The organism is Variovorax sp. UC74_104 (assembly GCF_044055375.1).
Lineage (GTDB): Bacteria > Pseudomonadota > Gammaproteobacteria > Burkholderiales > Burkholderiaceae_C > Variovorax.
The window spans coordinates 1,972,638-1,999,483 of sequence record NZ_CP171978.1 but is presented as its reverse complement, the minus strand read 5'-3'; the positions used below and the strand labels follow the sequence as shown (position 1 = coordinate 1,999,483).

The 26,846-nt window shown below is 67.4% G+C and carries 24 protein-coding genes and 1 pseudogene; 15 read left to right on the top strand and 10 right to left on the bottom strand.

Features of this window, described 5'->3' with window-relative positions; genetic code table 11:
• Positions 1–76: 76 nt before the first annotated feature.
• The 7 genes and pseudogenes from ACHMXA_RS09290 to ACHMXA_RS09260 all read right to left on the bottom strand — a co-directional run bounded on the left by ACHMXA_RS09290 (position 77) and on the right by ACHMXA_RS09260 (position 8,555).
• A complete protein-coding gene (locus ACHMXA_RS09290; protein ID WP_176668585.1) occupies positions 77–1,084 on the bottom strand; it encodes an ABC transporter ATP-binding protein in 1,008 nt (335 codons plus the stop codon).
• Positions 1,081–2,151, bottom strand: a complete 1,071-nt coding sequence (locus ACHMXA_RS09285; protein ID WP_395320313.1) for an ABC transporter ATP-binding protein — start codon at positions 2,149–2,151, stop codon at positions 1,081–1,083. Before ACHMXA_RS09285 ends, ACHMXA_RS09290 begins: the two co-directional genes overlap by 4 nt.
• A 13-nt stretch (positions 2,152–2,164) precedes the next feature.
• On the bottom strand, positions 2,165–3,076 hold the full coding sequence (locus tag ACHMXA_RS09280) for an ABC transporter permease (RefSeq protein WP_176668583.1): 912 nt from the start codon (positions 3,074–3,076) through the stop codon (positions 2,165–2,167).
• A 158-nt stretch (positions 3,077–3,234) separates the two neighbouring features.
• On the bottom strand, positions 3,235–4,821 hold the full coding sequence (locus ACHMXA_RS09275; protein ID WP_395320310.1) for an ABC transporter substrate-binding protein: 1,587 nt from the start codon (positions 4,819–4,821) through the stop codon (positions 3,235–3,237).
• Between the two features lie 31 nt (positions 4,822–4,852).
• Complete coding sequence (locus ACHMXA_RS09270; RefSeq protein WP_395320308.1) at positions 4,853–6,124, bottom strand: M20 aminoacylase family protein; 1,272 nt, start codon at positions 6,122–6,124, stop codon at positions 4,853–4,855.
• A 1-nt stretch (position 6,125) separates the two neighbouring features.
• A complete protein-coding gene (locus ACHMXA_RS09265) occupies positions 6,126–7,106 on the bottom strand; it encodes an ABC transporter permease (protein WP_176668580.1) in 981 nt (326 codons plus the stop codon).
• Positions 7,107–7,290: 184 nt separating this feature from the next.
• A pseudogene (locus tag ACHMXA_RS09260) lies at positions 7,291–8,555 on the bottom strand (porin).
• Between the two features lie 282 nt (positions 8,556–8,837).
• On the opposite strand from ACHMXA_RS09260, the gene coq7 reads away from it, so the two are divergent.
• Positions 8,838–9,476 (top strand): 2-polyprenyl-3-methyl-6-methoxy-1,4-benzoquinone monooxygenase, encoded by a 639-nt coding sequence (gene coq7, locus ACHMXA_RS09255; RefSeq protein ID WP_395320305.1) that lies wholly within the window; start codon positions 8,838–8,840, stop codon positions 9,474–9,476.
• 10 nt (positions 9,477–9,486) lie between these two features.
• Here coq7 and ACHMXA_RS09250 read toward each other — a convergent pair whose 3' ends face one another.
• Entirely contained in the window at positions 9,487–9,936 is a 450-nt protein-coding gene (locus tag ACHMXA_RS09250) for an OsmC family protein (protein WP_007834112.1), read from the bottom strand.
• A gap of 271 nt (positions 9,937–10,207) precedes the next feature.
• On the opposite strand from ACHMXA_RS09250, the gene ACHMXA_RS09245 reads away from it, so the two are divergent.
• A complete protein-coding gene (locus tag ACHMXA_RS09245) occupies positions 10,208–11,446 on the top strand; it encodes a porin (protein ID WP_395321267.1) in 1,239 nt (412 codons plus the stop codon).
• 118 nt (positions 11,447–11,564) lie between these two features.
• On the opposite strand, the gene ACHMXA_RS09240 is transcribed toward ACHMXA_RS09245, so the two are convergent.
• Positions 11,565–12,695, bottom strand: coding sequence for a hypothetical protein (locus ACHMXA_RS09240; protein WP_395320303.1), 1,131 nt, complete (start codon positions 12,693–12,695; stop codon positions 11,565–11,567).
• Between the two features lie 50 nt (positions 12,696–12,745).
• Between ACHMXA_RS09240 and ilvA the strand changes: the two genes are divergently transcribed.
• Positions 12,746–14,362, top strand: coding sequence for a threonine ammonia-lyase, biosynthetic (gene ilvA, locus ACHMXA_RS09235; RefSeq protein ID WP_395320301.1), 1,617 nt, complete (start codon positions 12,746–12,748; stop codon positions 14,360–14,362).
• 67 nt (positions 14,363–14,429) lie between these two features.
• On the opposite strand, the gene ACHMXA_RS09230 is transcribed toward ilvA, so the two are convergent.
• On the bottom strand, positions 14,430–15,074 hold the full coding sequence (locus tag ACHMXA_RS09230; protein WP_395320299.1) for a hypothetical protein: 645 nt from the start codon (positions 15,072–15,074) through the stop codon (positions 14,430–14,432).
• Positions 15,075–15,124: 50 nt separating this feature from the next.
• On the opposite strand from ACHMXA_RS09230, the gene gspG reads away from it, so the two are divergent.
• The 12 genes from gspG (at position 15,125) to ACHMXA_RS09170 (ending at position 26,814) form a co-directional block, all read left to right on the top strand.
• The gene (gene gspG / locus ACHMXA_RS09225) at positions 15,125–15,565 is read left to right on the top strand and encodes a type II secretion system major pseudopilin GspG (RefSeq protein ID WP_019654497.1); all 441 of its coding nucleotides are present in this window, start codon (positions 15,125–15,127) and stop codon (positions 15,563–15,565) included.
• The gene (locus ACHMXA_RS09220; RefSeq protein ID WP_395320297.1) at positions 15,540–16,058 is read left to right on the top strand and encodes a prepilin-type N-terminal cleavage/methylation domain-containing protein; all 519 of its coding nucleotides are present in this window, start codon (positions 15,540–15,542) and stop codon (positions 16,056–16,058) included. The genes gspG and ACHMXA_RS09220 overlap by 26 nt, the downstream gene beginning before the upstream one ends.
• Position 16,059: 1 nt before the next feature.
• Positions 16,060–16,449 carry a type II secretion system minor pseudopilin GspI gene (gene gspI / locus ACHMXA_RS09215; RefSeq protein ID WP_395320295.1) on the top strand — a complete coding sequence of 130 codons (390 nt, stop codon included), beginning with the start codon at positions 16,060–16,062 and terminating at the stop codon, positions 16,447–16,449.
• A 9-nt stretch (positions 16,450–16,458) separates the two neighbouring features.
• Positions 16,459–17,154 (top strand): type II secretion system protein J, encoded by a 696-nt coding sequence (locus tag ACHMXA_RS09210; RefSeq protein ID WP_395320293.1) that lies wholly within the window; start codon positions 16,459–16,461, stop codon positions 17,152–17,154.
• Positions 17,151–18,185, top strand: a complete 1,035-nt coding sequence (gspK, locus tag ACHMXA_RS09205) for a type II secretion system minor pseudopilin GspK (RefSeq protein ID WP_395320291.1) — start codon at positions 17,151–17,153, stop codon at positions 18,183–18,185. Before ACHMXA_RS09210 ends, gspK begins: the two co-directional genes overlap by 4 nt.
• A gap of 126 nt (positions 18,186–18,311) precedes the next feature.
• Entirely contained in the window at positions 18,312–19,523 is a 1,212-nt protein-coding gene (gene gspL / locus ACHMXA_RS09200; protein ID WP_395320289.1) for a type II secretion system protein GspL, read from the top strand.
• Positions 19,520–20,068 (top strand): type II secretion system protein GspM, encoded by a 549-nt coding sequence (gene gspM, locus ACHMXA_RS09195; RefSeq protein WP_395320287.1) that lies wholly within the window; start codon positions 19,520–19,522, stop codon positions 20,066–20,068. The genes gspL and gspM overlap by 4 nt, the downstream gene beginning before the upstream one ends.
• A gap of 19 nt (positions 20,069–20,087) precedes the next feature.
• Positions 20,088–20,888 (top strand): type II secretion system protein N, encoded by an 801-nt coding sequence (gene gspN / locus ACHMXA_RS09190; RefSeq protein WP_395320285.1) that lies wholly within the window; start codon positions 20,088–20,090, stop codon positions 20,886–20,888.
• Between the two features lie 5 nt (positions 20,889–20,893).
• Complete coding sequence (gspD, locus tag ACHMXA_RS09185; protein ID WP_395320283.1) at positions 20,894–23,224, top strand: type II secretion system secretin GspD; 2,331 nt, start codon at positions 20,894–20,896, stop codon at positions 23,222–23,224.
• Between the two features lie 16 nt (positions 23,225–23,240).
• On the top strand, positions 23,241–24,632 hold the full coding sequence (locus tag ACHMXA_RS09180; protein WP_395320281.1) for a GspE/PulE family protein: 1,392 nt from the start codon (positions 23,241–23,243) through the stop codon (positions 24,630–24,632).
• Between the two features lie 9 nt (positions 24,633–24,641).
• Positions 24,642–25,880 carry a type II secretion system inner membrane protein GspF gene (gene gspF / locus ACHMXA_RS09175; protein WP_395320279.1) on the top strand — a complete coding sequence of 413 codons (1,239 nt, stop codon included), beginning with the start codon at positions 24,642–24,644 and terminating at the stop codon, positions 25,878–25,880.
• A 34-nt stretch (positions 25,881–25,914) separates the two neighbouring features.
• Positions 25,915–26,814 carry a 5'-nucleotidase gene (locus ACHMXA_RS09170; protein WP_132796810.1) on the top strand — a complete coding sequence of 300 codons (900 nt, stop codon included), beginning with the start codon at positions 25,915–25,917 and terminating at the stop codon, positions 26,812–26,814.
• Positions 26,815–26,846: the final 32 nt, after the last annotated feature.

Sequence of the window (26,846 nt, the reverse complement as noted above, 5' to 3'; positions counted from 1 at the left end):
CACCCGACTCTGCGGCGGTTCGCGGCGCAACGCCGTGCCTTTACGCACACTTTTCCGCAAGCCGAAGAGACGGCCGCTAGATACGCCCCTCTTCCACCGCATGGCAGGCCACCTGCACACCGCCGATGCTCGACAGCTTCGGCCGCTCCGCCGAGCAGCGCGCATTCGCATGCGGGCAGCGCGGATGGAAGGCGCATCCCGCCGGCGGATTGAGCGGGTTCGGCACTTCGCCCTGCACCGGGGTGCGGGAGCGGCCGGTCTGCTTCATCTGCGGAATGGCGTCCAGCAGCATGCGCGTGTAGGGATGGCGCGGCGTCGAGAACAGGTCCTGCTTGTCCGCCACCTCGACCAGCCGGCCCAGGTACATCACGCCAACCTGGTCGGCCACGTGGCGCACCACGGCGAGGTTGTGCGAGATGAAGAGGTAGGTCAGGCCCTGCTCGCGCTGCAGGTCCTTCATGATGTTGAGGACCTGCGCCTGCACGCTCACGTCGAGCGCGGAAGTGGGCTCGTCGCACACCAGGAACTCGGGCTGTGTGGCCAGGGCGCGCGCGATGGAGATGCGCTGGCGCTGGCCGCCGGAGAACTGGTGCGGGTACTTGCTCATGTCCAGCGGCGACAGGCCCACCGACTTCAGCAGCTCGCCCACGCGCTCGCGCAGCGCGGCCTTGTCTGTGAGGATGTCGTGCTCGCGCAGCGGCTCGCCGATGATGTCTTCGACGATCCAGCGCGGATTGAGGCTCGCGTACGGGTCCTGGAAGATCATCTGGATGCGGCGGCGCAGCTTGCGGCCTTCAGCCGTCTTGAAAGCGGCGTGCGCGTCCTGCCCGTCGAACTTCAGCCCGCCGCGCGTGGGCGCATAGAGGCCCACCAGCAGCCGCGCCACGGTGCTCTTGCCGCAGCCCGATTCGCCCACCAGCGCCAGCGTCTTGCCGCGCTCGATCGAAAAGCTCACGCCGTCCACCGCATGCAGCAGCACGCGCGGCTTGCGTTCGAGCACGCGGTTGAGCCAGGGCGGCGAGACGTCGAAGGTGCGCGCGAGGTCGTGGGCGACGACGAGCGGCTCGTTCACTACAGCGCTCATCGCGTCACCTCCACGATGGTCTCGGCCGCCTCGAGCGTGGCGCGCTCGCCGGCCGCCATCGCTTCGTGGTGCCTCGCGGCGATCTCGGCCTGGCCGACGTGCGGGTCGGCCGCGTCGTGCAGCCAGCAGGCGGCGCGCGTGGCGCCGGCGTGCATGAGCTCGGGGCGCTCGACCAGGCAGCGCGCGAAGGTGCGCGGGCAGCGCGGGTTGTAGGCGCAGCCGGCCGGAATGGCATTGAGCCGCGGCATCGCGCCGTCGATCTGGTTGAGGCGCTCGCGGTCGCTGGTCATGTCGGGAATCGAGCCCATCAGGCCCGAGGTGTAGGGATGCGCCGGCTGGTGGATCACCTCGTGCACCGGGCCGATCTCGGCGATGCGACCCGCATACATCACGGCCACGCGGTCGCAGGTCTCGGCGATCACGCCCATGTCGTGCGTGATCAGCATCACCGCCGCGCCGCGTTCCTTGCAGACCTGCTTGAGCAGCTGGATGATCTGCGCCTGGATCGACACGTCGAGCGCGGTGGTCGGCTCGTCGGCCACGATGAGCTTGGGCTCGGCCGCGAGCGCGAGCGCGATCACCACGCGCTGGCGCATGCCGCCGGAGAACTGGTGCGGGAAGTGGTCGATGCGCTGCTCGGCGGCCGGAATGCCGGTGTCCTGCAGCAGGCTAATGGCCCGCTTGCGCGCCTCGGCCTCGGTCACCGGCAGGTGGGCGCGGATGGTTTCCACCAGCTGACGGCCCACGGTGTAGAGCGGGTTCAGCGAGGTCAGCGGATCCTGGAAGATCGCGCCGATCTTGCGCCCGCGGATGGGCCGCATCGCATCGAAGCCGAGGTTGTCGATACGCTGGCCCTCCAGCAGGATCTCGCCGCCGGCCACGCGGCCCGGCGGCTCCAGCAGGCCGATGATGGCCGCGCCCGTGAGCGACTTGCCGGCGCCCGATTCGCCCACCACGCCCAGAATTTCACCGGGCGCGATGTCGAAGGAAATGCGGTCCAGTGCGCGCAGCGTGCCGCGGCGGTGGGGAAATTCGACGACGAGGTCTTTGACTTGCAACAGGCTCATGGCGCTACCTCTCTCATCGCAGGCGGGGGTTGAGCGCGTCGCGCAGCCAGTCGCCCAGCAGGTTCACGCTGAGCGCGATCAGCACCAGCATGAGGCCGGGGAACACGGTGATCCACCATTCGCCCGAGAACAGGTACTGGTTGCCGATGCTGATGAGCGTGCCCAGCGAAGGCGAAGTAGGCGGCACGCCGACGCCGAGGAACGACAGCGTGGCTTCGGTGATGATCGCCGTCGCCACCTGGATGGTGGCGAGCACCGTCACAGGCCCCAGCACGTTGGGCAGCACGTGGCGCAGCATGATGCGCAGCGGCGCCACGCCGGTGACGCGCGCGGCCTGCACGTACTCCTTGCTGCGCTCCACCAGCGTGGAGCCGCGCACCGTGCGCGCGTACTGCACCCAGCCGGTCAGCGAGATGGAGATGATCAGCACGCCGAAGGCGAGCGACTCGTGCGCCGCCGGAAACAGCGCGCGGCCGACGCCGGCGATCAGCAGCGCGACCAGGATCGGAGGGAACGACAGCATCACGTCGCACACGCGCATGAGGAAGGAGTCGAGCCAGCCGCCGAAGAAGCCGGCCAGCAGGCCCAGCACCACCCCGACGGCCACCGACAGCACCACCGACACCAGGCCGACGATGAGCGAGATGCGCGCGCCGTAGATCACGGCCGAGAGGATGTCGCGGCCCTGGTCGTCGGTGCCCAGCAGATATTTGGAGGTGCCTTCGGCGCTCCATGCGGGCGGCAGCCGCGCGTCGCCCAGTTCCAGGGAGGCCAGGTCGAAGGGGTTGTGAGGCGAGACCCAGCCGGCGAACACCGCGCAGAACACGCAGATCAGCGCAATGAACGCCGCGACGATCGCCACGGGCGAGTTGCGAAAGCTGTAGCCGACATCGCTGTCGAGCCAGCGGGCTAGTGTTTTTTTCATCGCCGGGCCGCCCCAAGATGAAGAGCGGCCCCCTCGGGGGGCAGCGGACCTTGCGCAGCAAGGGAAGCGTGGGGGTTATTTCTCATCGTGAGGGAAAAAGGAATGGGCCCGCAAGAAGCGGGCCCATGGTCAGGCCGCCGTGCGGGCGGCCCGCTGTCTTACGGCTTGATGCTCATCCACTTGAACGGCATGTAGTTGTCGGCCATCTGCGTGAGCGACACCTTCTTGCTCACACCCCAGGCCAGCGTCTGCTGGTGCAGCGGCAGGTGGCCCACGTCGGCGGTGTGGAGGTCGAAGGCTTCCTTGATCATCGCGTCGCGCTTGGACTTGTCGGTTTCCGACTGGATCTTCTTGGTCAGCTCGTCGACCTTCGGATTGCAGTACGCGCCCAGGTTGAACTGGCCGGCTCCGGTCTTGTCGTCGGGGCAGGCCATCAGCGCGGTCAGCGCGTTGTGCGAGTCGTAGGTGGTCGGGGTCCAGCCCAGCATGTAGAAGCTGGTATCGCGGCGCAGCACCTTCGGGAAGTAGGTGCCCTTGGTCTCGGCCGCGAGGTTGATCTTGATGCCGATCTTCGCAAGGTTCGAGGCCACGCTCTGGCAGATCTGGCCGTCGTTGACGTAGCGGTCGTTCGGGCAGTTCATGGTGACTTCGAAGCCATTCGGGTAGCCGGCGTCGGCCAGCAGCTTCTTGGCGCCTTCGACGTCCAGCGGCAGGCGCTTGTCCTGGGCTTCGGTCCAGCCGTTGATGCCGGGGCCGACCATCAGGCCCGTCGGGCGCGAGGCGCCTCGCATTACGGTGCGCTGGATACCCACGATGTCGATGGCCTGGTAGAAGGCCTGGCGCACGCGCTTGTCCTTGAACGGGTTCTTGCCCTTCACGCTGGAATAGAGCAGTTCGTCGCGCTTCTGGTCCATTCCCAGGAAGATGGTGCGCAGCTCGGGCCCGGCGATGACTCGCGCGGTGGGGCTGGCATTGACGCGCGCGATGTCCTGCACCGGCACGGGCTCCATCACGTCGACCTCGCCCGAGAGCAGCGCGGCGACGCGGGTGGCCGGGTTGGCGATCGGCGTGAAGATGATTTCCTGCGCGTTGCCTTCGATCTTGCCCCAGTAGGTCGGGTTGCGCGTGAACACGGTGCGCACGTTCGGCTGGCGTTCGCGCACGCGGTACGGACCGGTGCCGTTAGCCTTGAACGAGGCGGTGTTCTCGATGCCCTTGCGGCGGTCCACGGGCGTGACGGCCTTGTTTTCCTCGCACCACTTCTTGCTCATGATCATGAGCTGCGTGATGACGTCGGGAAGAATGGGAAACGGCCCCTTGGTCTCGATCTCGATGGTGTGCGAGTCGACCTTGCGCACTTCCTTGATGTCGGTGGTGTTCGACTTCATGTCCGAGCCATCGCCCGAGGCGCGCGCGAAGCTGAAGAGAACGTCGTCGGCCGTGAACGGCGTGCCGTCGTGGAATTGCACGTTCTTGCGCAGTTCGAAGCGCCACACCGTGGGCGAGGTCTGCTTCCAGCTGGTGGCCAGCAGCGGCGCGACGCTCAGGTCCTTGTTGCGTCCAACCAGGGTTTCATAAACGTTGGCGGTGGTGCTCAGCTGCAGCGACTCGTTGAGCGAGTGCGGGTCCAGCGATAGCGCGTCCCCCTGGTTCGCGATGCGGATGGTCTGCGCGCCGGCGACCATGCTGAAGGCGCTCAGGGCGCACAAAACGGCGGCCGCAGCCACATTCTTCTTGAAACTCATGGGAACACTCCTCGGGTTGGAATCGAACAAATCACGTCGCCGCGGTGGCGGCTGCTTTCCCTGGCTGCGCACCGCGGGTAGCGGCAAGCGGCATGCCCTGCTCGATCAGGCCGGCATGCAGCGCGGCGCCTAGCGGCAGGATCTCGTCGTTGAAGTCGTAGCGGCTGTTGTGCAGGTAGGCGCCGTCGCGCACGTCCTGGCCGATGCGCAGGTAGGCGCCGGCCTTCTTCTGCAGCATGAAGGAGAAGTCTTCAGCGCCCATGCTGGGCTCCATGCTGCGCTCGACATTGCGCGCGCCGACCAGCGACTCGGCCACGTCGGCCGCGAACATCGCCTCGGGCGAGGTGTTGATGGTGGCCGGGTAGATGCGCTCGTACTTGACGCTGGCGGTCGCGCCAAAGCCGGAGGCGATGGCCGCGCACAGCTCGTTCAGGCGCTGCTCGACCTGCGCCTGCACGCGCGAGCTGAAGGTGCGCACGGTGCCGACCAGCGTCGCCTCTCCGGGCACCACGCTCATCGCGCCGAGGTCGCCGGCCTGCATCGCGCAGATGCTAATGACGGCGGCATCGATGGGGCGCACGTTGCGCGACACGATCGTCTGCGCCGCGGTGATGATGTGCGCCGCGACGATCACCGGGTCGATGGTCTGGTAGGCGTGCGCGCCGTGGCCGCCCTTGCCCTTGATCTCGATGGTGATGCGGTCGGCCGCGGCCATCATCGCGCCGCGGTTGATGCCGACGGTGCCGGCCGGCATGGCGGGCCAGTTGTGCATCGCGTAGACGGCGTCGACCGGGAAGCGGTCGAACAGGCCGTCCTCGATCATCACGCGCGCGCCGGCAAAGCCTTCCTCGCCGGGCTGGAAGATGAGCACTGCGGTGCCGTCGAAGTCGCGCGTTTCGGCGAGGTAGCGCGCGGCGCCGACCAGCATGGCCGTGTGGCCGTCGTGGCCGCAGCCGTGCATGAGGCCGTCGCAGGCGGAGCGCCAGCCGAAGTCGTTGTCCTCGCGCATGGGCAGGGCGTCCATGTCGGCCCGCAGGCCGATCATGCGGCCGCTGGCCGTCGAGCGGCCACGAATGACGCCGACCACGCCGGTCTTGCCGATGCCTTCGTGGATCTCGTCGACGCCGCAGGCGCGCAGCGCTTCGCGCACGCGCCCGGAGGTGTAGACCTCCTCGAAGCCGAGTTCGGGGTGGGCGTGCAGGTCGCGGCGGAAAGCGGTGATCTCGGGGTAGAAGCTCGCGATGTGCGCGAACGCACGGCCGGAGGCCTTCAGGCGCGGGACCATGGGCGTGGCTGCCGCCATGTCAGTGCCCTCCTGCCTTGCCGACGCGCAGGCGCGGATCGACCACGAAATACAGCAGGTCGACCACGAGGTTGATCACCACGAAGATCAGCGCAATGAGGCACAGGTAGGCGGCCATCACCGGTATGTCGGCGAAGGTCACGGCCTGGATGAAGAGCAGGCCCATGCCGGGCCACTGGAACACCGACTCGGTGATGATGGCGAAGGCGATCAGGCCGCCGAGCTGCAGGCCGGTGATGGTCATCACGGGCACCAGCGTGTTCTTGAGCGCGTGGCCGAAATGGATGGCGCGGTTCGACAGGCCCCGTGCGCGCGCGAACTTGATGTAGTCGGTGCGCAGCACCTCCAGCATCTCGGCACGCACCAGCCGCATGATCAGCGTGAGCTGGAAGATCGCCAGCGTCACCGCCGGGAGCACGATGTGCTGCCAGCCGTCGGCGCTGAAGAGGCCACTGGTCCACCAGCCGAACTTCACCGTGTCGCCCCGGCCGAAGCTCGGGAACCAGCCCAGCGTGACGGCGAAGACCAGAATCAGCAGGATGCCGATCAGGAAAGTCGGCAGCGACACGCCGAGCAGCGACACCGTCATGAACACCTGGCTCATGAAGGTGCCGCGGCGCAGCGCGGTGTACACGCCCATCGGGATGCCGATGAAGAGCGCCAGCACGGCGGCGACCAGCGCGAGTTCGAGCGTGGCGGGGAAGCGCTCGCCGATCAGGCGAGACACCTTCGCACCCTGTCGCAGGCTCAGCCCGAACTCGCCCTGCGCCGCATTCACGAGAAAGTGCCAGAACTGCACGAAGAAGGGTTGATCGAGCCCCAATGCGGCGCGCAGCTCGCGGATCTGCTCGGGCTTGGCGTCCTGTCCGAGAAGGAACACGACGGGGTCGCCGACGTATTGGAAAAGAAGGAAGGCGATGAACGCGACCGCGATCATCACGATCACGGCCTGGATCAGGCGGCGCAGTACGAAGGCAATCATTCAGCAAGCAAAGTGAACGGGCATGCTAGCAGTGCAAGGTGCGTGCCCGCACGGGGGTTCCCCGGGGGTGCGCATCGTGGTTTCCCGAGGGAATCCGAGGAAGGTTCGGACGAAAAAAAGCCACTCGGCTTGCGCCGAGTGGCTTTTGACTTTTTAACCGAAGCTGGCTTGCGCCAGCGTCAGATTAGAAAGCGTGACGGATACCGAAGTCGTAGCCGGTGGAGCTCTTCGGGGTGAAGGCGCCAGCTGCGTTGTTGTAGAAAGCCGGGCCGCCAACCGTGTAGCTAGCACCGTTCTTGTTGCTGACGCGAGCGATCGTTGCGTACAGAGCCGTGCGCTTCGACAGGTTGTGCACGTAGCCCAGAGCGATCTTGTTGGCCTTGGGATCAGGCGTGTTCAGAGCGAACGGGTTGTTCGGCAGGTTCTGGTCCAGCTTGACGTGCGACCACGAAGCGCGGATCAGGCCAGCGCCGACCGGCACGGTCACGCCGAGCAGGTAGCCGGTCAGATCGATGTCGGGACGGCCGCCAGCCAGCGGGGTCACTTCGTAGTCGATCTTGTTCTTGGCCTTCGACAGTTCACCGAACAGCTTCACGGGACCGAAGTCATACGAAGCGCCCAGGTTCAGGGTGTTGACCTTGGTGGTCGTGCCAGCGTAGTAGTTGTCGCCGACCGTGCTGCTGCCGTAAGCCAGCGCAACGTCCAGAGGACCGTTTGCGTAGCCGAAGCGGCCGCCGATGTAGCGACCTTGACGCTGGCTGTTGGCCACGTCAGGCGTGAAGATGCCCGAGTTGTACTTGGTCTTCTCGGCCAGAGCGTATTGCACTTGACCATAGAAGCCACCCAGGTTCGGCGGCAGGAAGTAGCCGATCGAGTTGCTGGCGCGGACGTAGTTGCTCGAACCCACGTTGGTGAACGGAGCGGTCGAAGCTGCGGGGGGTGCCGAAGCCACCGAAATTGTCGTTAGCCGTCGAAACCAGGTTGGTGCCAACGCCGTTGGTGCCGAACGGGTCGAACACGGTGTCGTTCCAGAACGTCGGGGTGTAGTCACGGCCCAGACGGATTTCACCGAAACCGCCCGACAGGCTCACGGTCGAACGACGAGCGAACGTCGCGATACCTTGCTGGCCGTCGTCGTTGGAGATCGGAGCTTCGAGCCAGAAGCTGGCTGCCAGGCCACCGCCCAGGTCTTCCGTACCACGGAAGCCGATGCGGCTCGAAGTTGTAACCCGAGTTAGCCAGTGCCCTACGGCTGGTCTTGACCGAACCTTGGTTCAGGTAGACGGGAATGCCGAAAGCGTTGGGGAAAACGGTCGCGCGGTTGTCGCGCGCGGTGTTCGAATAGCCGCTGATCGACGCGTCGACCACACCAAACAGCGTGACGGACGACTGAGCCGAGGCAACACCGGCAACAGCCAGGGCAGCCAGAGCAACTAGAGATTTTTTCATTGCAAGTTTCTCCAAGGTTAAACATAGGGCTCCGGTGCGAAGGGCTCACCGTGACTGGCACTTTTGTGCTCCCACCGGACCCCGGGCCAACCTCCTTTTGGGAAGTTGATGCTATTGCACCAGAGCCGCTGCGGCAGGGCAAAACAAATCGCCCGAAATCTTGGATGGCCCTCGCGTTTCGTTGCACGCCTGCAACAAAGGACTTATGGCTCCAGATACACCACATTGTGAAAAATCATGAGCCCGCGGCGGGGCATTTCGCATGTGCGTTCAAATAGCTCCATGACGCTCATGATCGACTCAGTTCTGACCGCGGCAGACTCGGCGTTGCGCACGCTTTTTGCCCGGCCCCACGCTACCCGCGCAACTCCAGCCTCCTCCCAGGCAACCCAGGCAACGGGCGAGTTGAGCGAGGCCGAACGCCGGGAAGCCGGAGCGCTGATGCGCGTAAACCACGTCGGCGAAGTCTGCGCCCAGGCGCTTTACACGGCCCAGGCGGCTGTGGCACGCGATCCGGGGTTGCGCGCTCACTTCATCGAGGCGGCACACGAAGAAACCGATCACCTGGCATGGACCCGGCAACGGCTCGATGAATTGGGCGCCCGTCCGTCGATCCTGAATCCGCTCTGGTACGCAGGTGCTTTTGGCCTCGGCCTGGTGGCGGGCCGACTGGGAGATCCACTGAGCCTGGGGTTCGTCGCGGAGACCGAACGCCAGGTGGAGGCTCACCTGGACAGCCACCTCGACCGCCTGCCGCCCGGAGACAGCGCCTCGAGGGCGGTGGTCGAACAGATGAAGCTCGACGAAGCGCGCCATGCGTCGCAGGCGGTCGATGCCGGCGCGGCGGAGCTCCCGGCGCCGGCCAAGGCGATGATGCGGGTGGCGTCCCGCGTGATGACCACGCTGGCGCACCGCATCTAGCCTGCGTGGCTCAGGTTTCGATCAGGTCGAAACTGGTGGTGATCTCGGCCGTCTTCGCCAGCATGATGCTGGCGGAGCAGTAGGTTTCGTGGCTCAAGGCAATCGCGCGCTCCACGGCCGAAGCCGGAATTCCCTTGCCCGCCACGGTGAAATGCATGTGGATCTTCGTGAAGACCTTGGGGTCTTTTTCCGCGCGCTCGCTGGTCAGTTTGACGCTGCAGCGCTCGACGCGGTGCCGCCCGCGCTTCAGGATCAGCACGACGTCGTAGGCGGTGCACCCGCCCGTACCGGCCAGCACAGTCTCCATCGGCCTTGCCGCGAGGTTCTGGCCGCCATTCTCGGGTTTCGCGGCATCCGGGGCGCCGTCCATCATCAGGACGTGGCCGCTGCCGGTCTCGGCAACGAAGCCCATGGCCGATCGGGTACCTGCGTCTCCGGTCCAACTTACTGTGCATTCCATGGTTTTTCGGACTTCCAGGTGGGGGATGCCGGCAAAATGCACGCGAGCATCCATTTATGTGTGGGAAAAGCATCACTTGCTTGTTGCAACGCAACAAACAGTCGATATACTTTATTTCATTGCGCAAACGTATGCGCGGCAAGTTGTCTCCTCCACCCTTCCAATTGGTGGATTTAGCCCCGAGCTGCAAAGCTCGGGGCTTTTTTCTGCCCGAATCACTCCCGCCCGCCCCGGAAACCACTCTAGTTTTCTCGCCTGAAGGGCAGTTGCTCTGGCTGCCCTGGCTGTTGCCGGTGTTGCCTCGGCCCAGTCGTCCGTCACGCTGTTCGGTGTGGTCGACGCGTCGATCAGCGGCTACTCGTCCAGCTCGCGCGATCTGAAGCCCACCGTCCTGGAAAACAGCTTCGGCGCTCCCCTCCATACGAATCAGGGCAGCGTCAAGGTCAGCCGCAAGGCGCTGGCCAACTCCGGCTACAACACCAGCCGGCTGGGTTTCCGCGGCACCGAGGATCTGGGCGGCGGCCTGGCCGCCAGCTTCTGGCTCGAAGCCCCCGTCACCGCTGACGACGGCTCCACCGGCGTTGCGAGCTTCGTCCGTCGCTCGACCGTGAGCCTGTCGGGCGGCTTCGGCGAACTGCGCATCGGCCGCGACTACACCCCGACGTTCTGGAACGACACCGTGTTCGATCCATTCGGTACGAACGGCGTCGGCGCCAATCTGATCAACACGGCCAACGGCTTCAATGCAGAAACCTATGGCGCCAAGGACACCGGCGGCTTCGGCGGCAACCAGAACTACTTCCGCGCCAGCAACTCGATCGGCTATTTCCTGCCCCCGAACCTGGGTGGTTTCTATGGCCAAGTGATGTATGCGTTCCACGAGAACGACAAGTACAGCAACGGCAGATTCACCCCGAACGACAGCAGCACCTCGAAGAGCCGCGCAGGCCGCTACATCGGCGGTCGCTTCGGCTACGCGAACGGCCCGCTGGGCGTGGCAGTGTCCTATGGCAACAGCACGGTTGCCGATCAGTACTACGCAGGCACCACCGATTCGGTGAAGACGTTCAACCTGGGCGCTTCGTACGACTTCGGCCCGGTGAAGCTGTTCGGTGAACTGTCGCGCGCCAAGAACTCGCGCGACTATGAAATCACGCCCCTCTCCGGAGCCCGCCCCGACGTGGATCTGAACGGCTACCTGCTCGGCGTGACCGTGCCGGTCGGCGCAGGACTCATCCGTGCGTCTTACTCGGCAGTCAAGTACGACTACAACCGGCCGTACAGCCCGTTCATCGCGAACAACGCCGATCCGAAGGCCAACAAGCTGGCTCTGGGCTATGTGCACAACCTGTCGAAGCGCACCGCTCTGTACGCCACGATCGCTCGCGTCAGCAACAAGAACGGCGCAGCGCTGACGGTGGGCGGCCCGGGTTTCTACAAGGCGTCGGAAGGCGTGTTCACGCCGAAGACCTCCACCGGCTACGACTTCGGCATTCGCCACGCGTTCTGATAGTCCAGCCTTTCAAGCTTTCTGTTTGACTTCGATGCTGGCTCCCGCCAGTTCGACGCGGCAACAAAGCCTCAAGTCGCCCGGCCCATGCCGGGCGGCTTTTTGCTTTTTCCGCCCTTCAGCTCACCCGGCTGCGCCGGCTCTGCAGCAATCCCACATTCATTTCTCCGCTCAACACCGAAGCGTAGAAACGCTCGACCATGTTGACGCTCGTGCGCGCATTGCGCGCCAAGGTCAGCATGTCGATACCTTGACCATACAGAAGCCGCAGCGTGATTGCGGTATGGCGCAGGCAGTACAGCGTCCTCGATTGACCCAGCGGTCCCTTTTCGAGACCAGCCTTCTCGAGCACCCAGTGGAAGCAGAAGTTGAGCACCGCGAGCGCGTGCTCGCGGTTCTTCAGCTGGGGCATGAATACGTAGTCTTCCGCCCCACCGTATCCGTGCTCTTCACGATAGGCGAGCAGGCATTCGTAGACCCGCACGGCGGGACACAGGCTCACGATGGGCTGGCTGTGCCGCTTGGTCTCCGGCAGGTTCATCCGCAGATAGACGTGCTTGCCGCGCACGACCTCGATGTGCTTGTGCTTCATGAACTTGATGTCGCTCGGACGCACGAAGGTGTTGACCATCCATCGGACAAGCCAAGGCAGTTCGTCCGGCATCACAAGCAGTTCGCGCGCAATCCAGAAGCGCTCCCCCGCCCCGAGCTGATCGAGTACCGGATGCGAATGCCCGCGCAGGCTGCGCGCGGTCCTGATGATCGCGCGGTACTCGGCAACGCTGAAGCTGCCTCGCGGCTGGCTGCGCACCTTGACCTTCGGAAACGCAGGCGCGTCGCGGAGCACACCGATGTGCACGCCATGCATCACGACCTTGCGCAACAGCACCAGGTACTGGGCAATCGTCGTGCTGGTGAAGCCCTGCTCTCCGAGGTGATCGATCAAGCGCTGCGCGTCCGCGGTTGCAAAGGACTGCGCCGGCACATCACCGAGCAACGGAACGATGTGCGCACGCAATCTGTTGCCCATCACCTGCCACGTCGCACGCCCAATTTCCTTTCGCTGAACGCGCGCGGCCTCCGCTTGCATCAGCTTCTTCGAAAGATCACTGACAGAAATTGATAACAGATTCTGCTCATTTGTAAATTGATCTGCGGTCGGATGAATCGCGGGATAGGTGCGTCCAAAAAAACCCGAATCATTTGCAGCTGGGGCTTTGCTGAAGAGGTTTATGACATTTGTGTCCATGTCATATCTCGCATGCAATCTCGATGCCTCTTATCATCGGCAGTTAGCAAATGAAAACTCCCTTGGAAAAAATCGTGCAAGACGCACCTCTTAAAACAACGCTGACGCCCGCCGACTATCTCAGAAAAATACTCAATGCCCGGGTCTACGACGTTGCAGTCGAGTCCGCGCTCGAGAAGGCGCGCGCGCTCAGCGAGCGGCTGGGCAGCACTGTTCTATTGAAGCGCGAAGACCAGCAACCGGTCTTCAGCTTCAAGCTGCGCGGCGCATATAACAAGATGGCGCATTTGAGTCCTGCGCAATTGGCGAGCGGAGTGATTTGCGCCTCGGCGGGCAATCACGCGCAAGGCGTTGCATTGGGCGCGCGCAAGCTGGGCACTCGCGCCGTGATCGTGATGCCGGTGACAACGCCCAAACTCAAAATCGATGCGGTGCGTGGTTTCGGCGGAGAAATCGTGCTGCACGGCGACAGCTATTCGGATGCCTATCTGTACGCACTCGAATTGCAGGCGAAGCAGAACCTGACCTTCGTTCATCCATTCGACGATCCGGACGTCATCGCCGGCCAAGGCACCATCGCAATGGAAATCCTGCGGCAGCACCAAGGCCCGCTCGACGCGGTGTTCGTCGCGATCGGCGGAGGCGGGCTGATCTCCGGCGTGGCTAACTACATCAAGGCCGTGCGCCCCGAGGTCAAGGTGATCGGCGTGCAGATGAACGACTCCGACGCGATGATGCAGTCGGTCGCGGCGCATCAGCGCGTGAACCTCCCCGACGTCGGCCTGTTCTCGGACGGCACCGCCGTCAAGCTCGTCGGCGAGGAAACCTTCCGCATCGCCAGCGAGCTGGTCGACGAATACATCGCCGTCGATACCGATGCGGTGTGCGCCGCCATCAAGGACATTTTCGTGGACACGCGCAGCATCGTCGAGCCGGCCGGTGCGCTGGCGGTCGCGGCCATCAAGGAATATGTCGCGCAGCACGGCCGCCATGGCGAAACCTATGCGGCGATCCTGTGCGGCGCGAACATGAACTTCGACCGGCTGCGTTTCGTCGCCGAACGCGCCGAGGTCGGCGAGGAGCGCGAGGCCCTGTTCGCCGTCACCATGCCCGAGGAGCGCGGCAGCTTCCGCCGCTTCTGCGAACTGATCGGCGAGATGCCTGCCAGCGAGTCGGAAGCGCCGGGCACGGGCGGCGGCGCGCTGCGCAACGTGACCGAGTTCAACTACCGCATCAGCGACGCGGCCAAGGCGCATGTGTTCGTCGGCCTCACGACATCGACGCGCGGTGAATCGGCCGTCATCGCACGGACCTTCGCTGCGCATGGTTTCGATGCGCTCGACCTCACGCACGACGAACTCGCCAAGGAGCATCTGCGGCACCTGGTGGGCGGACGCACCGGCCTCGCGCACGATGAGCGCCTGCTGCGCTTCGTGTTCCCCGAGCGCCCGGGCGCGCTGCTCAAGTTCCTGAGCCTGATGCAGCCTAGCTGGAACATCAGCCTGTTCCACTACCGCAACCAGGGGGCAGACTACGGCCGCATCCTCGTCGGCCTGCAGGTGCCGGCCGGCGAGTCCGCCGAATTCGACGCGTTCCTCAAGACGCTGGGCTATCCCTACGTCGAGGAAACGGCCAACCCGGCGTACCGGCTCTTCCTTCAGGCCTGAAAAAGCAGAAGCCGGCGCAAGGCCGGCTTCGCTCATCGATCCAGAACCCTGACGGGCCCTGACGGGGTTACTGCGCGGCCTGTTGTTGTTGCAGCGGCGCAGCCATCGCAGCCGGTTGTTGCAGCAACGCGCCGCCGGGCTGCGGCGGCGGAGGCTGCATCTGCTGCTGCGGCATTTGCGGCGGAGCCGCGACCGCCGGCATCGTCGCAGGCGGCACGGCCAACACCGGTGCCGCCGCCAGCGCGGGGCTGGAAACGCTGATCGGCGCGCGCACCGGCAGTTGCAGCGTGAACGCGGCCGGACCGTCGGCGCGCAAGCCGATCGTCGCGGAACGCAGGCCCACCGACTGCAGCACGTAGCTCTCGCCGACCGTCGAACCGACGCGGAACGGCCGCGGCGGCTTGCCGTCGATGGAGATCAGCGCCGCCCCCTGCCTGGAAGGATCGGCCACCACGCCAGAAAGTGCAAAGCGGCTGGCCGCTTCCGGGGCCACAGGAGCCGTGCGCGACTCGGGCAGCACGCCCAGCAGGCGCGCCACCGAATCGGAGTCCGCCGCCACCGAAGGCCGAGGCATGGCCGCGGCAGCCGCGACAGCGTCCGTCGGCGACGCCAGGCGAAGCGCCCAGAACACCGCGGCACCGGCCGCCAGCGCCCAAAGCCCCGTCGTTGCAAGTGGGGCATGCCAGCGGGCTGCGGAGTAAGGACTTGTCATGGCCGCGGATTATCATGCAGCGCGCTTTCCGAATCATGTCCGCACAAGCTATGAACAAATTCCTCCGTGCCGCTACCCGTACCGTCCAACGCGGCTTCACGCTGATCGAGCTGATGGTCGTGCTGGTCATCATCGGCGTGCTGGCGGCACTCATCGTCCCGAACGTGATCGAGCGCGCCGACGACGCCCGCGTGACGGCCGCCCGCACCGACATCAACAACCTGATGCAGGCGCTCAAGCTCTACCGCCTGGACAACCAGCGCTACCCCACCGCCGAACAGGGCCTGCAGGCGCTGCTCACCCGCCCGACCACCGGCCCGGCCGCTCCCAACTGGAAGCCCTACGTCGAGAAGCTGCCCAACGATCCCTGGGGCCATCCGTACCAGTACCTGAACCCGGGCATCAAGGGCGAGATCGACGTGCTCTCGTTCGGCGCCGACGGCCAGAGCGGCGGCGAGGGCAAGAATGCCGACATCGGCAGCTGGCAGTAGCAGCGGCGGCTCGCACGCGCCGCCCCTCACCCCGCATCCACTCCGCTGCCACCGCCGGCCAGGCGGCTTCACACTGCTGGAGCTGATCGTGGTGATCGCAATCATCGCGATCGCCACCGCCGCCGTGAGCTTCGCCATCCGCGACACCAGCGCCGCCAACCTCGACCGCGAGGCCGACCGGCTTGCGGCACTGCTCGAGTCGGCCCGCGCACAGTCGCGCGCCAGCGGCATCGTGGTGCGGTGGCGGCCGGTCGAGGGCAGCTTCAGGTTCGACGGCCTCCTGCCCGGCTCGCTGCCTGACGGCTGGGCCGCAGAGGGCATCACCGCCCAGGTCTCGCTCGCCAACGGCACGCTCGTTCCCGCGCTGCAACTCGGGCCCGATCCGATCATCGCGGCGCAGCAGGTCATGCTCTATTCCGCCGGCCCGCCCGCGCGTGCGCTGCGCATCTCGACCGACGGGGTGCGCCCCTTCACCGTCTCGGCGGTCCAGTGACATGAACACGCGACGACGCCACCCTGCTTCGCCCTCGCGCACCGGCGGCTTCACGCTGATCGAAGTGCTGATCGCGCTCGGCATCGTGGCAATCGCATTGGCCGCAGGCTCGCAGGCCACCATGTCGCTCACGCGCAACGCGCAGCGCCAGTCCGACCTCGTGCTGGCCGACCTGTGCGCCGAGAACGAACTCGCCAAGGCCCGCCTGTCGCGCCAGATGCCGGCGGTGGGCGACTCCGGGTCGATCTGCCTGCAGGCCGGCGTCTCGTTCAACGTGACCACCTCGACCATCCCCACGCTGAACCCGAACTTCCGGCGCGTCGACGTGCAGGTGCGCGACGAAGCCGACTCGCCGATCCTGCGCATCTCCACCGTGGTGGGGAGGTACTGATCGATGCCGATGCAACAGCACGCTGGCATCCGCGCCGCGCGCGGCTTCACGCTGATCGAGCTGCTCGTCGCCATCGCGGTGATGGCGCTGCTCTCGCTCGTGAGCTGGCGCGGGCTCGAGAGCATGTCGCGCGCCACCACGCAGAACCAGCAGCGCGCCGACACCGTGCTCACGCTGCAGGCCACGCTCGCGCAATGGGGCGCCGATCTCGACGCCGTGACCACGATCGCGCAGACGCGCCCCATCGACTGGGACGGCCGGGTGCTGCGGCTCACGCGCCGCGGCAGCGACGACACGGCGCCGTCGGTGCAGGTGGTGGCGTGGACGCTGAAGTCGGGCCCCGACGGCGTGCGCTGGCGGCGCTGGCAATCGCTGCCCTTCACCACGCGCGGCGACTGGCAGCAGGCCTGGAACCTCGCGGCCGCCTGGGCGCAGGACGGCGGCGCGGGCTCGAACGGCGGCTTCAGCGACGTTGCGCTGGTGCCGGCCAACAGCTGGCAGATCTTCTTCTTCCGCGACAACAGCTGGGTACCGGCCAGCCAGCTGCCCGTGGCGCAGCCCAATCCAAACAACCCTTCGGGCCCCGTCGTCGCCATGCCCGACGGCGTGCGCCTCGTCATCACGCTTCCGCCGGGCGAGGGCCTATCGGGCACGCTGACGCGCGACTGGGTCAAGCCGACCGTCGGAGCGCCGAAAACCTCATGACGCCGACGCCCGAAACAAGAGCAGCAAACGGCGAACGGCACCGCCAGCGCGGCGCCGCCCTGCTCGCCGCGATGCTGACGGTGATGCTGGTGGCCACCTTCGCCGCCGCGGCGCTGTGGCAGCAATGGCGCTCGGCCGAGGTCGAAGGCGCCGAACGTGCACGCGTGCAGGCGGCCTGGGTGCTGATCGGCGCGCTCGACTGGTCGCGCCTCATCCTCGGGGAGGACGGCCGCGCCGGCGGTCCCGACCACCTGGGCGAGCCCTGGGCCGTTCCGTTGGAGGAAGCGCGGCTCAACAGCTTTCTCTCGGCCGAGAAGAACGTGGCCAGCGACAACCTCGAAGGGCTGCCGGACGCTTTTCTTTCGGGCCGCATCGTCGATGCGCAGTCCAAGCTCAACGTGCTCGCGCTGGTGGACAACGGCAAGCCGTCGCCCGCGGGCGTCGCCACCTTCACGCGGCTGTTCAACCTGCTGGGCCTGCCCGCGTCGGAGCTCAGCCTGATGACCACCGGGCTCGCTGCCGCGCTTGCCACGGGCACTTCGACCGACGGCAGCAGCGGTGGTGGCGGCGGCAGCAGCGGCGGCGATTCGGGTGCCGCGCCGCTGCTTCCGCAGCAGGTTTCGCAACTGGTGTGGCTGGGCCTCTCGCCTTCCACGGCCGCGGCGCTCGAGCCCTACGTGACGATCCTGCCGGTGAAGACCACGCTCAACCTCAACACGGCGAGCGCCGAAGCCATCAGCGCCAGCATGGAGTCGCTCAACATCGCCAGCGCGCGCCAGCTGGTGGAGCGCCGCTCGCGCGCCTTCTTCAAGGACATCGCCGCCGCCAACGCCGCACTGCCCAGCGGCACCGCACCGTTCAACGCCGCCCAGCACGGCGTCGGCACCCAGTTCTTCGAGGTCTACGGCAAGCTGCGGCTCGATCGCACCTACGTGGAGGAACGCTCATTGCTACAGCGAAACGGTGTCACGGTGACGACGATCTGGCGCACGCGCGGCGCCGGCGCAACGGACACTACGGTCAAACCCTGATCTCGATGCAATATTTGTAGCCTAAAAGCCCTCCAACGCGCGTAGCCTCTGCGCGACGCGCTATGAAAAACAGAGCGTCATCTTGTCAGACGCGCACCTACAATCACCGGCTTTTCCAAGATCCACATGACTCCCCTGCTGCTCATTGCTCCCCTCCCTCCGGCCGATGCCGCGGGAGAGTACGACTGGGCCCAGGCAGGCGACGACGGCATCGCATTGCGCAACCAGGGCCGGGCGTTGCTGGCGCTGCTGCCCTCGAGCACGGAGGTCATGCTGGGCATTCCCTCCGCGGCTCTCTCGTGGCACCGCGTCACGCTGCCCAAGGGCAGCATGGGCAGCGCGTCGAAGCTGCGCGCCGTGCTCGACGGCCTGCTGGAGGAACACCTGCTCGACGAGCCCGAAGCCCTGCACTTCGCGCTCGAGCCTGACGCCAAGCCCGGAGCGCCCGTGTGGGTGGCGGCCTGCAACCGCATCTGGCTGCGCAGCGTCGTGCAGGGGATCGAGGCAGCCGGCCGCCGCGTGGTGCGCATCGTCCCCGAATTCGCACCGCAGCCGGCCGACGGTCCGCCGATGCTGCTGGTCACCGGCGAACCGGAGGCCCCGAGGCTCACGGTGTGCGACGCCGACGGCGTGGTCTCGCTGCCGCTGGCCGGCGCCGGCCAGGCCCTGTCCGACGGCCTGCCGCTGGACACCGCCGTCATCTCTACCGAACCCGCCGTGGCCGAGGCCGCCGAATCGCTGCTGCAGCGCCGCGTGCCCATCGTGCAGTCGCCGCAGCGCTGGCTGCAGGCCGCGCGCACGCCATGGGAGCTCGCCCAGTTCGACCTCGCGGTGACCGGCCGCGCGCGCGCGGGCAAGAAATTCGCGTCGGTGGTGCAGACGCTGCGCTACGCGCCCGAGTGGCGCGCTGCGCGCTGGGGCGTGGTCGCGCTGCTGCTCACCCAGCTCATCGGCCTCAACGCCTGGGCCTGGAAGGAACGCAACGCGCTCGAATCGAAGCGCCAGGCCGCCAAGGCGATGCTGACGGCGACCTTCCCCTCGGTGAAGGTCGTGGTCGACGCGCCGGTGCAGATGCAGCGCGAGGTCGCCTCGCTGCAGCAGGCCGTGGGCGACGTGGCGAACAGCGACTTCGAACCCATGGTCGGCGCGCTCGCCGCCGTGCTTCCCCCCGGCAAGGTGCCGAGCGCCGTCGACTACAGCGCCGGCCAGCTGCGCCTGCGCGGCCTGGGGCTGCAGCCCTCGGAGGTTTCGCAGATCACAGGCGCGATGGCGCCGCGTGGCTACAACGTGCGCACCGAGGGCGACCTCCTGCTGGTACAGGCCGAGGCCAACCGATGAATTTCAGCGAACAGCTCAAGGCCCGCTGGGCCACCCTGGAAGCGCGCGAGCGCCGCATGGTCTCCGCCGCCGCCGCGCTCGTGGCGCTGGCGCTGCTGTGGTGGATAGCGCTCGCTCCCGCGCTGCGCACGCTGTCGGCGGCACCGGCCGAGCACGCGCAGCTCGATGCGCAGCTGCAGCAGATGGCCACGCTGCAGGCCCGCGCGAAGGCGCTGCAATCGCAGCCCCGCCTGAACCGCGACGATGCGATGCGCGCGCTCGAGACCTCCGTGCGCGAAGGCCTGGGCACCAGCAACGCGCAGCTCATGGCATCCGGCGGCGACGGCGCCGCCACCGTCTCGCTGCGTGCAGCGCCCGCCGCGACGGTCGCCCAATGGCTCGGCCAGGCGCGCGGCAATGCGCACGCGGTGCCGCGCGAAGTCCACCTGACCCGCGCACCGGCCTCGACACCGGCACCGTCGGCACCTGGCGCGAAGGACGCGCCGAAGACGCCGCCGGTGCGCTGGGACGGCACCGTCGTCATGGCGCTGCCCGCGGCGCGATGAGCAGCAACAAGCGCCCCGCATGCTGAGCCGCCCCCCCGTCCCCCAAGCCCGACCGCGCCGCGGCTGGCGCTGGGCGCTGCTCGGCGCCCTCGCCGGCGTGCTGACCGCGGTGGTGCTGTTCGCGCCGGCGCGCTGGCTGTCGGCGGCGCTGTCGAGCTGGAGCCAGGGCCGCCTGGTGCTGGCCAACCCGCGCGGCACCGTCTGGAACGGCACTGCCGCCGTGGTCTTTGCAAGCGGGGCGGGCGGCACGCAGGCGGTGTCGCTGCCCGGCCTGGTGCACTGGCGCATGCGCCCCGGCTTCAGCGGCATCTCCGCCAGCCTCGACCTGCCGTGCTGCGCCGCGCAGCCGCTCGAACTCAAGGCCAGCCCGCGCGCCGGCGGCATGCTGGTCGCATGGCAGGACAGCCGCTCGCGCTGGCCCGCCACCCTGCTCATGGGTCTGGGCGCGCCATGGAACACGCTCAAGCTCGAAGGCGCGCTCGACCTCTCCACCAAGGCCTTCGCCATACAGTGGGACGGCCCCGCGCTGCGCATCGCCGGCCAGGCCACGCTCGACGCCACCGACGTCTCCTCCAGCCTCTCGACGCTGCGGCCGATGGGCAGCTACCGCCTCACGCTCGAAGGCGGCAGCCGCCCCACGCTGCTGCTGAGCACGCGCGAGGGCAGCCTCGAGCTCAACGGCAGCGGCAGCTGGACCGGCACCTCCTTCCGCTTCAACGGCGAAGCCAGTGCCGCGCCCGGCCGTGAAGACGCACTTTCCAATTTGTTGAACATCATCGGGCGGCGCGACAACGCGCGTTCGATCATCACCCTGGGTTGATCCTCATGATGAAGCCACTGTTTTCGACCGGCACCGTCGCGCTTGCCGTGCGCGTGCTGATCGCCGCCACGTTCCTGCAGGGCGCGCCCGCCGCGTTCGCGCAGACCGGCGACGCGACGCGCCGCGGCGAGCCGATCACGCTGAACTTCTCCAACGCCGACATCGAGGCGGTGGCCCGCACCATGGCGGTGGTCACGGGCCGCGACGTGGTGGTCGACCCGCGGGTGAAAGGCACGATGAACCTGGTCACCGACCGCGCGATCCAGCCGGCGGCGGCCTTCAACCAGTTCGCCTCGGCGCTGCGCCTGCAGGGCTTCGCGGTGGTGGAGGCCGACGGCCTCTACAAGGTGGTTCCCGAAGCCGACGCCAAGCTGCAGAGCAGCACCGTCAACACTTCCATCGGCGCCACCGCGTCGAGCGGCAGCAACCAGATCGTCACGCAGATCTTCCGCCTCAACTACGAGTCGCCGAACAACCTGCTGCCGGTGCTGCGCCCGCTGATCCCGCCGAACAACACCATCAACGTGAACCCGGGCAACAACTCGCTCGTGATCACCGACTACGCGGACAACATGCGCCGGCTGGCGCGCATCATCGCGTCGCTCGACGTGCCGAACGCCTCCGACATCGAGATCATCCAGCTCAAGCATTCGGTGGCCACCGACATGGTGCCGCTGGTGCAGCGGCTGGTGGACGGCGGCGGCTCGGGCGCGCCCGGCGCGCCGGCGTCCCCCGGTGCGGCCGATGCGTCGTTCCGCACCACGCTCATGGCCGATCCGCGCAGCAACTCGCTGATCATCCGCGCGGCCAACCCGGCGCGCGTGGCGCTGATCCGCACGCTGGTCGACAAGCTCGACCGCCCCGCCGCCGAGAGCAGCAACGGCGCGGCCGGCAACATCTACGTGGTCTACCTGAAGAACGCCGACGCCGTGCGCCTCGCGTCCACGCTGCGCGCCGCGATGGCGGCCAACCAGCTGAACACGACGCCGGGAACGCCGGGCGCCACGGCCAGCGCCGTGCCGCAGCAGAGCGCGCCGCAGGCGATGCAGGTGAACCTGAACAACAGCGGCCAGTCGGGCGTCTCTGCCGCCGCCAGCGCACCGCTGAACAACGCCAACCAGCCGTCCACCGGCGGCCAGATCCAGGCCGACCCGTCGACCAACTCGCTGATCATCACCGCGCCCGAGCCGCAGTACCGCCAGATGCGCGCGGTGATCGACAGGCTCGACGGCCGGCGCGCGCAGGTCATGATCGAGGCGCTGATCGTCGAGGTGAGCGACACGGCCGCCGCGAAGTTCGGCGTGCAATGGCAGAGCGCGCTGGGCAGCAACGCGGTGATAGGTACCAATTCCTCGGTAGCCGGCGCCAACCTTCTCACGCTGACCCAGGCGCTGGCCACGCGCAACGCCGCCGGCGTGGCGGGGGCGATCACGCCGGGTGCGAACCTCGGCATCGCGGGCAAGATCGGCGGCCAGTACATCCTGGGCGCGATCGCCAGCTTCTTCGACAGCGACAAGGACGCCAACGTGCTGTCCAAGCCCAACCTGCTGACGCTGGACAACGAAGAAGCCAAGATCGTGATCGGCCAGAACGTGCCCTTTGTGACCGGCCAGTACGCCAGCACCTCGGGCTCGGTCGGCGTCAACCCGTTCACCACCGTCGAGCGCAAGGACGTGGGCCTCACGCTGCGCGTGCGACCGACCATCAACGAGAACGGCACGGTGAAGCTGACGATCTTCCAGGAGACCTCCACGGTCGATGCGAACACCGTCAACAACCAGAACGGCCCCACCACTAACAAGCGCTCGATCGAATCGAGCGTGCTGGTGGAAGACGGCGGACTGGTCATGCTCGGCGGCCTGCTGTCGGACACCTACAACAACACGGTCGAGAAGGTGCCGCTTGCCGGCGACATCCCGGTGCTCGGCAACCTCTTCAAGAGCCAGGCCCGCACACGCGAGAAGGTCAATCTCATGATGTTCCTGCGTCCGGCGGTGATGCGCGATGCGGGCACCACCGAAGCCTTCGCGTACGACCGCTACGACGAGATCCGCGGCATGCAGCAGCGCACGCAGCCCGACACTTCCAACGTGATGCTGCGCGGCGTGAGCGGCTCGAACATCCTGCCCGAGATCGCACCGCCGCCGCGCGCACTGGCGCCTGCGTCGGCGGCTCCGTCGGCCACCACCTCCGCGCGCGGCGGCTCACGCCTCGAAGGCACCCAGCTGATCCCGCCGCCGCAGCCCGCCGCGGACACCCGCAAGCTCGCGCCGAGCCCATTGCGCGGCGCCCTGCCCCCCACGGCCGACCCGGTGAGCTCGCGGGAAATGCCTTGATACTGCCCTGATGTCCATGCGCTACCCCCTGCCCTACGCCTTCGCACGCAGCCAGCAGCTGTTGCTGGAGGAGACCGACGACGGCCGCTACACGCTGTGGATGTCGCCCAACCCGGCGCGCAGCGCGGTCGGCGAGGTTTCGCGCAAATACGGCGTGCAGGCCTTCGAGGTGCTGGCCGACGGCCCGCTGGCGCAGCGCATCAGCGCGGCCTACGCGCAGGGCGAGTCGAGTGCCGCCGCAGTGGTGAGCGAAGTGCAGAGCGACGCCGACCTCTCGCGCATGATGCAGGAGCTGCCGGCGGTTGAAGACCTGCTGGAGAGCGCGGGCGACGCGCCCATCATCCGCATGCTGAACGCGCTGCTCACGCAGGCCGCGCGCGACGGCGCCAGCGACATCCACATCGAGCCCTACGAACGCACCTCGTCCGTGCGCTTTCGCATCGACGGCACGCTGCGCGAGGTGGTGCAGCCCAACCGCGCGCTGCACGCGGCGCTGATCTCGCGCCTGAAGATCATGGCCGACCTCGACATCTCCGAGAAGCGGCTGCCGCAGGACGGGCGCATCTCGCTGCGCATCGGCACGCGCGCGGTCGACGTGCGGGTGTCGACGCTGCCCAGTGCGCACGGCGAGCGCGCGGTGCTGCGCCTCCTGGACAAGAGCGAATCGAAGCTCACGCTCGAATCGGTGGGCATGCAGGGCGACACGCTGGAGCGCTTCGAGAAGCTCATCGCGCAGCCGCACGGCATCATCCTCGTGACCGGGCCCACGGGCTCGGGCAAGACCACCACGCTGTACGCCGCGCTGGCCCGGCTTGACGCGAGCCGCAGCAACATCATGACGGTGGAAGACCCCATCGAATACGAGCTGCCCGGTGTGGGCCAGACGCAGATCAACGCCAAGATCGAGCTCACCTTCGCCAAGGCCCTGCGCGCCATCCTGCGGCAGGACCCGGACGTGATCATGATCGGCGAAATCCGCGACTTCGAAACCGCGCAGATCGCCATCCAGGCCTCGCTGACCGGCCACCTGGTGCTGGCCACACTGCACACCAACGATTCGGTCAGCGCCGTCACGCGCCTCACCGACATGGGTGTGGAGCCCTTCCTGCTGAGCTCGTCGCTGCTGGGCGTGCTCGCCCAACGCCTCGTGCGCAAGGTCTGCACCTCGTGCGGCGGCCCGGGCTGCGAGGCCTGCGGCCAGACCGGCTACCAGGGCCGCACCGGCATCTTCGAACTGCTGGTGGCGGACGAGACCGTGCAGGGCCTGATCCACAGCAAGGCGGCCGAAAGCGAACTGCTGCAGGCCGGTGCGCGCGGCGGCCTGCGCCTGATGCGCGAAGACGGCGAGCGGCTGGTGCAGGCCGGCATCACCTCTCGCGCCGAGCTGCTGCGCGTCACCCGCGACTGACGAGCCGAGATGCCCGCCTACGCATTCGAAGCCATCGACGCCAGCGGCCAGTCGCGCGAAGGCGTGCTGGAGGCAGACACCGCACGCAGCGCGCGCAGCCTGCTGCGGGCGCAGGCGCTCATTCCGCTGTCGGTCAAGCCGGTGGGCAGCGACCACGTCAACGGCACCGGCCAGCGCAGCGTGCTCAGTCGCTGGCTCGGCGGCGGCAAGCGCGTCTTCAATTCGACCGGGCTCGCGGTGTGGACGCGGCAGCTCGCGGGCCTCGTCTCTTCGGGGCTGCCGCTGGAACGCGCGCTCACCGCACTGACCGACGAGGCCGAGTCGGAGCCGCAGCGCAACCTCGTCGCCTCGCTGCGCGCCGAGGTCAACGCGGGCTCGCCGTTCGCCCGTGCGCTGTCGGCGCATCCGCGCGAGTTCTCGCCCATCTACACGGCCGTGATCGGCGCCGGCGAGCAGAGCGGCAACCTGGGCCTTGTGCTCGACCGCCTCGCCGACGACCTCGAAGAGCGCCAGGCGCTGCAGCAGAAGCTGATCGGCGCGGCGCTGTACCCGGCCATCGTCACGCTGGTGGCGATCGTGATCGTGATCTTCCTCGTGAGCTACGTGGTGCCGCAGGTGGCACAGGTGTTCGCGGGCACCAAGCGCTCGCTGCCTTTCCTCACCACGGTGATGCTGTCGCTGAGCGCCGGCGTTCGCAACTACGGCTGGTGGATGCTGGCCGGCGTGGTGCTCGCCACCATCGGCGCGCGGCTGGCGCTCGCGCAGGAAGCGCTGCGACTGAAGTTCGATGCCGCCTGGCTCAAGCTGCCGCTGGTGGGCAAGCTCTCGCGCGGCTACAACGCGGCGCGCTTCGCGAGCACGCTCGCCATGCTGGCCACCGCCGGCGTACCGATCCTGCGCGCGCTGCAGGCCGCTTCAGAGACGCTGGGCAACCGCGCGATGCGCGCCGATGCGCTCGACGCGCTGGTGCTGGTGCGCGAAGGCGCGCCGCTGGCCTCGGCGCTGGCGCAGAAGAAACGCTTTCCGGGCCTGGTGTCGATGTTCGCCCGCCTCGGCGAGCAGACCGGCACCCTGCCGCTGATGCTGCAGCGCGCCGCCAACCAGCTCGGTGCCGAAGTGCAGCGCCGCGCGATGCACCTCGCCACCATCCTGGAGCCGCTGCTCATCGTGGCGATGGGCGGCGTGGTGATGCTGATCGTGCTGGCGGTGATGCTCCCCATCATCCAGCTGAACCAGTTCGTCAAGTGACGACGGCCGGCCCGCAGCGCAGGACGTACTCGACATGCCAGTAACCCTCGAAGACAAGCTCGTGGTCGCGATCTCCTCGCGCGCCCTGTTCAACCTCGAAGAAGAGAACAAGGTCTTCGAGGCGGGCGACAACGAGGGCTACATGAAGCTGCAGCTCGACCGCATCGACGTGCCTGCCGCGCCCGGCATCGCCTATTCGCTGATCCGCAAGCTGCTGCGCTTCAACGACGACGGCGTGCAGCGCGTGGAGGTGGTGATCCTGTCGCGCAACGACCCGGTCTCGGGCATGCGCATCTTCAGGTCGAGCGCCGCGGCCGACATCAAGCTGCAGCGCGGCGTGTTCACCCAGGGCCGACCGCCCTTCGGCTACCTGCGCCCGCTGCGCGCGCACCTGTTCCTGTCGGTCAACGCGCAGGACGTGCGCGAGGCGCTCAACGCCGGCTTTCCGGCCGCGCGCGTGCTGGTCGAGTCGGTGAAGGCGAGCGATGCATGGCCGAACGAAGTCCGCATCGCCTTCGACGGCGACGCGGTGCTGTTCTCCGACGAGGCCGAGCGCGTGTTCCAGGCCCAGGGCCTCGACGCCTTCCAGGCGCACGAACTCAGCAAGGCCGACCTGCCCCTGCCCGAAGGCCCGTTCAAGCCGCTGCTGGCCGCGCTGCACCGGCTGCAGATGGCCGGCAACGCGCAGATGCGCATCCGCACCGCGCTGGTCACCGCGCGCAGCGCCCCGGCGCACGAGCGCGCGATCCGCACGCTGATGAAGTGGAACATCCGCGTCGACGAGGCCATGTTCCTCGGCGGCCTGCCCAAGGGCGAGTTCCTGCGCGAGTTCGAGCCCGACTTCTTCTTCGACGACCAGACAGGGCACGTCGATGCGGCCTCGCGGCATGTGCCGGCGGGGCATGTGAGCAGCGGGATCAGCAACGAGTCCTGAACGGCGGCATCGCCTTGCGCTTGCCCGCGGCC

What these genes read in the sequence shown, in the direction of transcription:
- ACHMXA_RS09290 (WP_176668585.1), bottom strand. Translation starts at nt 1,084, where the DNA reads ATGAGCGCTGTAGTGAACGAGCCGCTCGTCGTCGCCCACGACCTCGCG.
- ACHMXA_RS09285 (WP_395320313.1), bottom strand. Translation starts at nt 2,151, where the DNA reads ATGAGCCTGTTGCAAGTCAAAGACCTCGTCGTCGAATTTCCCCACCGC.
- ACHMXA_RS09280 (WP_176668583.1), bottom strand. Translation starts at nt 3,076, where the DNA reads ATGAAAAAAACACTAGCCCGCTGGCTCGACAGCGATGTCGGCTACAGC.
- ACHMXA_RS09275 (WP_395320310.1), bottom strand. Translation starts at nt 4,821, where the DNA reads ATGAGTTTCAAGAAGAATGTGGCTGCGGCCGCCGTTTTGTGCGCCCTG.
- ACHMXA_RS09270 (WP_395320308.1), bottom strand. Translation starts at nt 6,124, where the DNA reads ATGGCGGCAGCCACGCCCATGGTCCCGCGCCTGAAGGCCTCCGGCCGT.
- ACHMXA_RS09265 (WP_176668580.1), bottom strand. Translation starts at nt 7,106, where the DNA reads ATGATTGCCTTCGTACTGCGCCGCCTGATCCAGGCCGTGATCGTGATG.
- coq7 (WP_395320305.1), top strand. Translation starts at nt 8,838, where the DNA reads ATGACGCTCATGATCGACTCAGTTCTGACCGCGGCAGACTCGGCGTTG.
- ACHMXA_RS09250 (WP_007834112.1), bottom strand. Translation starts at nt 9,936, where the DNA reads ATGGAATGCACAGTAAGTTGGACCGGAGACGCAGGTACCCGATCGGCC.
- ACHMXA_RS09240 (WP_395320303.1), bottom strand. Translation starts at nt 12,695, where the DNA reads ATGGACACAAATGTCATAAACCTCTTCAGCAAAGCCCCAGCTGCAAAT.
- ilvA (WP_395320301.1), top strand. Translation starts at nt 12,746, where the DNA reads ATGAAAACTCCCTTGGAAAAAATCGTGCAAGACGCACCTCTTAAAACA.
- ACHMXA_RS09230 (WP_395320299.1), bottom strand. Translation starts at nt 15,074, where the DNA reads ATGACAAGTCCTTACTCCGCAGCCCGCTGGCATGCCCCACTTGCAACG.
- gspG (WP_019654497.1), top strand. Translation starts at nt 15,125, where the DNA reads ATGAACAAATTCCTCCGTGCCGCTACCCGTACCGTCCAACGCGGCTTC.
- ACHMXA_RS09220 (WP_395320297.1), top strand. Translation starts at nt 15,540, where the DNA reads ATGCCGACATCGGCAGCTGGCAGTAGCAGCGGCGGCTCGCACGCGCCG.
- gspI (WP_395320295.1), top strand. Translation starts at nt 16,060, where the DNA reads ATGAACACGCGACGACGCCACCCTGCTTCGCCCTCGCGCACCGGCGGC.
- ACHMXA_RS09210 (WP_395320293.1), top strand. Translation starts at nt 16,459, where the DNA reads ATGCAACAGCACGCTGGCATCCGCGCCGCGCGCGGCTTCACGCTGATC.
- gspK (WP_395320291.1), top strand. Translation starts at nt 17,151, where the DNA reads ATGACGCCGACGCCCGAAACAAGAGCAGCAAACGGCGAACGGCACCGC.
- gspL (WP_395320289.1), top strand. Translation starts at nt 18,312, where the DNA reads ATGACTCCCCTGCTGCTCATTGCTCCCCTCCCTCCGGCCGATGCCGCG.
- gspM (WP_395320287.1), top strand. Translation starts at nt 19,520, where the DNA reads ATGAATTTCAGCGAACAGCTCAAGGCCCGCTGGGCCACCCTGGAAGCG.
- gspN (WP_395320285.1), top strand. Translation starts at nt 20,088, where the DNA reads ATGCTGAGCCGCCCCCCCGTCCCCCAAGCCCGACCGCGCCGCGGCTGG.
- gspD (WP_395320283.1), top strand. Translation starts at nt 20,894, where the DNA reads ATGATGAAGCCACTGTTTTCGACCGGCACCGTCGCGCTTGCCGTGCGC.
- ACHMXA_RS09180 (WP_395320281.1), top strand. Translation starts at nt 23,241, where the DNA reads ATGCGCTACCCCCTGCCCTACGCCTTCGCACGCAGCCAGCAGCTGTTG.
- gspF (WP_395320279.1), top strand. Translation starts at nt 24,642, where the DNA reads ATGCCCGCCTACGCATTCGAAGCCATCGACGCCAGCGGCCAGTCGCGC.
- ACHMXA_RS09170 (WP_132796810.1), top strand. Translation starts at nt 25,915, where the DNA reads ATGCCAGTAACCCTCGAAGACAAGCTCGTGGTCGCGATCTCCTCGCGC.